This window comes from Rubellimicrobium mesophilum DSM 19309, from assembly GCF_000600335.2.
Lineage (GTDB): Bacteria > Pseudomonadota > Alphaproteobacteria > Rhodobacterales > Rhodobacteraceae > Rubellimicrobium > Rubellimicrobium mesophilum.
This window is the reverse complement of sequence record NZ_KK088554.1, coordinates 146,480-151,861: the sequence shown is the minus strand read 5'-3', so window position 1 is coordinate 151,861 and position 5,382 is coordinate 146,480. Positions and strand designations below refer to the sequence as shown.

The 5,382-nt window shown below is 65.9% G+C and carries 7 protein-coding genes; 3 read left to right on the top strand and 4 right to left on the bottom strand.

Annotated elements, in window-relative coordinates:
- Positions 1-399: 399 nt before the first annotated feature.
- From RUMESO_RS04085 to RUMESO_RS04070, 4 genes are read right to left on the bottom strand one after another with little or no spacing between them, the layout of a single operon-like run.
- Entirely contained in the window at positions 400-1,554 is a 1,155-nt protein-coding gene (locus tag RUMESO_RS04085) for an MFS transporter (RefSeq protein WP_245639135.1), read from the bottom strand.
- Positions 1,555-1,597: 43 nt separating this feature from the next.
- A complete protein-coding gene (gene arsC, locus RUMESO_RS04080) occupies positions 1,598-2,008 on the bottom strand; it encodes an arsenate reductase (glutaredoxin) (protein WP_037278200.1) in 411 nt (136 codons plus the stop codon).
- Positions 2,005-3,015, bottom strand: a complete 1,011-nt coding sequence (arsB, locus tag RUMESO_RS04075; protein WP_425414866.1) for an ACR3 family arsenite efflux transporter — start codon at positions 3,013-3,015, stop codon at positions 2,005-2,007. The genes arsC and arsB overlap by 4 nt, the downstream gene beginning before the upstream one ends.
- A gap of 58 nt (positions 3,016-3,073) precedes the next feature.
- Positions 3,074-3,460 (bottom strand): ArsR/SmtB family transcription factor, encoded by a 387-nt coding sequence (locus RUMESO_RS04070; protein ID WP_037278199.1) that lies wholly within the window; start codon positions 3,458-3,460, stop codon positions 3,074-3,076.
- A gap of 42 nt (positions 3,461-3,502) precedes the next feature.
- Between RUMESO_RS04070 and RUMESO_RS04065 the strand changes: the two genes are divergently transcribed.
- The 3 genes from RUMESO_RS04065 to RUMESO_RS04055 all read left to right on the top strand — a co-directional run bounded on the left by RUMESO_RS04065 (position 3,503) and on the right by RUMESO_RS04055 (position 5,313).
- A complete protein-coding gene (locus RUMESO_RS04065) occupies positions 3,503-4,054 on the top strand; it encodes a DUF6428 family protein (RefSeq protein WP_051521004.1) in 552 nt (183 codons plus the stop codon).
- A 136-nt stretch (positions 4,055-4,190) separates the two neighbouring features.
- Positions 4,191-4,595: an OsmC family protein gene (locus RUMESO_RS04060; protein WP_037278197.1), complete on the top strand. Its 405-nt coding sequence runs from the start codon at positions 4,191-4,193 to the stop codon at positions 4,593-4,595.
- Between the two features lie 427 nt (positions 4,596-5,022).
- Complete coding sequence (locus RUMESO_RS04055) at positions 5,023-5,313, top strand: hypothetical protein (protein WP_037278196.1); 291 nt, start codon at positions 5,023-5,025, stop codon at positions 5,311-5,313.
- Positions 5,314-5,382 lie beyond the last annotated feature (69 nt).

The window sequence follows — 5,382 nt, the reverse complement described above, 5'->3', positions numbered from 1 at the left end:
AAGTCTGCTCGGGATTGTCGGGAATGAGATACCGCGCCATACCATAGCCCTATCCATCATTAGGAAAGGGCCACACCGCAACAGCCTGCCAAGGGGCGTTCCACACCGAAATTCTAGGGTTCAGTTCATAGGACATCCCCCCTGCTGCCATCAGGAAGGTGGACAGAAGGGTGGATTGGAAGACGCCCAGACCGGCCGCAGGCCATGAAAGCGGGGCTGCGATGACGGTCCTTGGTGCCGGGCCTAGGCACCAGCATCATCCGCACTTAGGAAACGCACCGCCTAATCGCATGGTCGGGCGAGGTCGGCTAGCATGTGCAGAAATCAAGATTTCTGCACATGCTCCGCCAGCTTCGTGGCCTCATCGAGGAGGCGCTTTGCGGAGCCTGACCGTCGCATTCACTCGATCCGGCGAACGGCACCAACCAGCAGGAGGCAAAACGCGAGCGCGAGAATGGCCGCTCCTGCGAGCACCGTCAGCAGGAGCGTGCCGTCGCCGACCAGAAGCCAGGCTCCGAGCGTCGGCGCCCCGGCCTGAACTACGAGGCTCGGCAGCGCGAGCCGGCCGAGGAACAGGGAGTAGTGCCGGGGATCGAAGAGCACGAGCGGCAGCGCACCGCGGGCAATCGTGTGGAGGCCGTTGCCCCCGCCATAAAGCACGAGAGCCAGACCCAGCAGTGGCACGTGAAGGGCGAGCAGGGCGACCCCCGTCGCGATCAACCCGATGGAGACGGTCATTGCCGCCATTGGGTGGTGCCGCCGGCCGACGAGCATCTCGAGCACGCGGGCCCCGACCTGGGCCGGCCCGATCAACGCTCCGAGGCTCACGGCCTCGACCGCTGTCAGACCGCGCATCTGGAGAAGCGCCAGGAGGTGAACCGAGAGCGTCGAGGCCACGAGCGCGGCAAGCGTCTGGATCCCGGCAAGAAGGACAAAGATGAGGACGGGAGAGGATCCCGACGATGGTTGGACCGTGCGTGAAGCCGTGCCCGTGGCTTGGTCATCGGCGGGTTCGGCGCTGGGGATCAGGAGGAGGTGAACAGGCAGGGCGACAGCGAGGTGGAGGGCGGCGTAGGCCAGGCAGGCGTTGCGCCAGCCGTAGACCTCCACGAGCCAGGTGCTCAGGGGCCAGCAGAGGGTGCTCGCAAAACCGGCCCACAGCGTCAGCGTAGTGATCGCGCTCCGGGCCTCCCGGCCGTAGAGACGCCCCATGGTGCCGAAGGCCGCGTCGTAGAGGGCTGCGCTCATCCCCGCCCCGAGGACCAGCCAGCCGCCGAGGAAGGCCGCCACCGAGGGTGCCAGAGCCAGGCCCGTGAGGCCGACCGCGAGCAGCCCCGAGCCCGTGGCCAGGACCATGCGGCCCCCCTGGTGGTGGATGATCCGACCCACGACCGGGGAGGCCAGCCCGCTGACCAGAAGGCCGATCGAGAGACCCGATACTACCCAGGGGAGCGGCCAGCCGGTGTCCTGGGCGATGGGACCGGCCAGCACCGCGGGCAGGTAGTAGGATGAGCCCCAGGAGAGGATCAGGGTGATCCCAAGGGCGGTGGTCACGACAGGCCGGCTGGACGCAGCCGGCAGCGAGCGCATCATGGCGTCACCGCGCCGCGGGACGGGCCACGTGCTCCCCATCCTCCTTGGTGAACTTCGTCACCGGGTTCTCCAGGATCTCCAGCACCGCTTCCGAGGGTCGGCAGAGCCGGGTGCCCTTGGGCGTCTCCACGAAGGGCCGGTTGATCAGGATCGGGTGCGCCAGCATGGCGTCGAGGAGCTGGTCGTCGGTCAGGCTCGGGTCGTCGAGGCCCAGCTCAGCATAAGGCGTGCCCTTCTGCCGGATGGCATCGCGCACGGTGAGGCCAGCCGCGGCGATCACCGCTTGGAGGCGCTCCCGGGTCGGCGGGTCCGTCAGATACTCGATCACGACCGGCTCCTCGCCACTGGCGCGGATCATGGCCAGCGTGTTGCGCGAGGTGCCGCAGGCGGGGTTGTGCCAGATGGTGACAGTCATTCCGCAGCCTCCTGCACGGTCATGCGGGCTACGCGGGCGCCGCGCTCATACCAGCCCTTCGACCGGTTCACGATCCGGACCACCGACAGCATCACCGGCACCTCGATGAGCACGCCCACGACGGTCGCGAGCGCCGCCCCGGAGGTCAGGCCGAAGAGGCTGATGGCGGCGGCCACTGCGAGCTCGAAGAAGTTCGATGCCCCGATCAGGGCCGAGGGACCGGCCACGCAATGCTGCTCGCCCGCCCAGCGGTTCAGGAGGTAGGCAAGCCCCGAGTTCAGGTAGACCTGGATCAGGATCGGCACCGCGAGGAGCACGATCACCAGGGGCTGCGCGAGGATCTGCTCGCCTTGGAAGCCGAAGAGAAGGACCAGCGTGGCCAAGAGCGCCACCAGCGAGAGCGGCTGCACCCGGCGAAGGAGGCTGTCGAGGGCCGCCTGGCCGCCTGCAGCCAACAGGTAACGGCGCAGGAGCTGCGCCCCGATGACCGGGACGACAATGTAGAGCACTACCGACAGCACCAGCGTGGCCCAGGGCACGGTGATCGCGGAGAGCCCGAGCAGCAGACCCACGATGGGGGCGAAGGCCACGACCATGATGGCGTCGTTCAGCGCGACCTGGCTCAGGGTGAAGTGGGGCTCGCCCCGGGTGAGGTTCGACCAGACGAAGACCATCGCCGTGCAGGGCGCGGCGGCCAGGATGATGAGTCCGGCGATGTAGCTGTCGATCTGATCGGCCGGCAGCCAAGGCCGGAACAGCCCGCCGATGAACAGCCAACCCAGGAGCGCCATGGAGAAGGGCTTCACGGCCCAGTTCACGAAGAGGGTCACGCCGATGCCGCGCCAGTGTCGCCGCACCTGACCGAGGGCGGCGAAGTCGATCCGCACCAGCATCGGCACGATCATGAGCCAGATCAGGACAGCCACGGGCAGGTTGACCTTGGCCACCTCCAGCGCACCGATGGACGCGAAGAGCTCCGGGACGAGGTAGCCCAGGCCGATCCCCACAACGATGCACAGGGCGACCCAAAGGGGTGAGATAGCGTTCGAAGGTGGACATGGAGCTTCAGCTCTCGACGGGCTGCGCGGACAGGGCCGCGTCGTTGGCCTCAGGAACGCAGCAGGCCGCCTGGGTGACGACGTCGGCAAGGGGGGCGCAGACGGCTGGGGAGGCCGCGCAGCAGTCCTCCATGAGAAAGCGGATCAGGCCCGACAGGGTGTCATACTCGGCAGAGTAGATGACCGAGCGGCTCTCCCGGCGGGAGCGCACCAGCCCGGCCTGCTCCAGCTCCTTGAGGTGGAAGCTGACGTTCGAAGGCGAGACCTCGGCGCGTTCCGCGATGGCGCCGGCGGCCAGTCCACCACGGCCGGCAATTACCAGCATCCGCAGGATGCGCAGCCGCGTCTCCTGGGAGAGAGCGGCGAAGACAGAAAGGGCTTGACGCTCGTCCATGTTTCAACGATCCTAAAAACATTGAAACTAGGAGTAGCCGACATGCTCGATAACATCAAGACCCTTGAAGGCCGGCCCGTCGCCATTGCTGATCCCGATGACATTACCCTGGGAGACCTCCTGGCAGTCCTCGACATCCACGCCGAGCGCCCGCTGGTGTTCTTCTACGACGGCCGGCCCGTGAAGCCCGGCTACCACGTCACCGAAGTGAAGGCCGGCCAGTTCGCCGCCCTGGACTGCGGCGCCAACCCGGAAGCCTGGACCGAGATCTTTGTGCAGCTCTGGGACGTGGACGAGGACAAGCGGGAGCACATGGCGGCTGGCAAGTTCGCCAAGATCATCCGCAAGGTGTCCGAGCATGTGGGCCTCGACGGCTCAGCCAAGCTCACCTTCGAGGTCAGCGACGGCGTCGTGCCGATGGCGCTCTACCGGGCCGCTGCGCCCGAGGTCGTGGACGGTGAGGTTCATGTCGCCCTGTCCGCTCGTCCGTCGAGCTGTAAGCCGCGCGACCGCTGGCTCAAGGAGCAGCAAGCCGTTCAGGCCCAGACGAATCGCTGCTGCGGGCCGTCCAGCGCCAAGCCGTGCTGTGGCTGACCAGATGCGGATCTCTGGCTAAGTCCCGAGCCCATACCGCCTTGGGAGCAGCACAGGTTCAACAGCGCTGAACCGGGTTCGAGGCACGTTTCCATGGGAGCGTGCATACCGGGAGATCACAAGGACGGAGGACAGCATGCTGGAGTATCGTGTGGCCGCGCGCCGGATTGACGCTCATGGTTCGGTGGCCACGACGAAGCAGGCGGAGGTCGTGCTCGACACCGACGTGGCCGGTCGGGTCGACGCCTTCAACCCGGCTGAGCTCTTTCTGGCCTCCATCGCCGCCTGCATGATCAAGGGGGTCGAGCGGGTGACACCCATGCTGCACTTCCAGCTCCGCGGGGTGGAGGTCACGCTGCACGGGGTCCGGCAGGACAGCCCGCCGAAGATGATCTCGGTCACTTACGAGCTGGTCGTGGACACCGACGAGGACGACCGCCGGCTCGAACTCCTGCACACGAACGTGCGCAAGTATGGAACCATCTCGAACACGGTGGCGGAGGTCACGCATCTGGAGGGCGTCATTCGTCGAAAGGGTTAGGCTCTTGCTCGAGCTGAAGTTCTGACCCGGCTGAAGGGCACCCAACCCCATCAGACAATTCTGACCCTCCCTTGGCTGAGAGTCTCCGCTGAAAGGTCTCAGACGTGTGCATAAATCATGACTTCTGCACGGAGGCAGGAGCGTGGATGAGGGTGGTCCAAGGGGTTCGACGGACGGAGGCTCCGCCAAAGTCGGAGGCTAAACGCCCGTCCGGCAAGAAGATCGGCGAGGTGGTGACGGGCTGTCCCCCCAATTGACCCCCCATCCGGGCGGAGACTCAGGAGCTGAGCGGGCCAAGCAGAGCCTTGTGCTGAGCGCCAGGCGAAAGGACCGCTCCTCAGGATCGGCCGTGTTCTCTTCAGGAGAACCTTCGACGCGACAAGCGCGTTTCACTCAGTCGGCACTAGGGTCCGATAGGAGGCGCCAGATGGACTCGCTGCTTAGTGAGAAACTCTTCACGCTTCGCAAGGCCAAGAGCGCTCTGAGCGGCGAGATGGAATGGCGCGCTCAAACGGACATGCTCGACCCGCACGGCCTTTGGCGCCTTGGAGAACTGGCGCGGAGCTTTCAGCAGCAGGCCCGCTTACTGCTCGTGACCATGGCTCGCGAAGATGCGTCCGAATCTTCTCAGCAGGAAGCGGAAGAGCTCATCGACCTCTTCGGCTGCATCCTCAACCAGGCCGAAGCGATGCTCGCCTCAATGCGAAAGGCGAGCTGATCCGAACCACAATGTTGGTTGTGCCTGTGACAAGGCACCTGCCAGGTGGCAAGGGAACCAAAGCCTGTG

Bases quoted from the DNA above. Each gene is read 5' to 3' on its own strand.
- arsC (WP_037278200.1), bottom strand. From the start codon at position 2,008: ATGACTGTCACCATCTGGCACAACCCCGCCTGCGGCACCTCGCGCAAC.
- RUMESO_RS04070 (WP_037278199.1), bottom strand. From the start codon at position 3,460: ATGGACGAGCGTCAAGCCCTTTCTGTCTTCGCCGCTCTCTCCCAGGAG.
- RUMESO_RS04065 (WP_051521004.1), top strand. From the start codon at position 3,503: ATGCTCGATAACATCAAGACCCTTGAAGGCCGGCCCGTCGCCATTGCT.
- RUMESO_RS04060 (WP_037278197.1), top strand. From the start codon at position 4,191: ATGCTGGAGTATCGTGTGGCCGCGCGCCGGATTGACGCTCATGGTTCG.
- RUMESO_RS04055 (WP_037278196.1), top strand. From the start codon at position 5,023: ATGGACTCGCTGCTTAGTGAGAAACTCTTCACGCTTCGCAAGGCCAAG.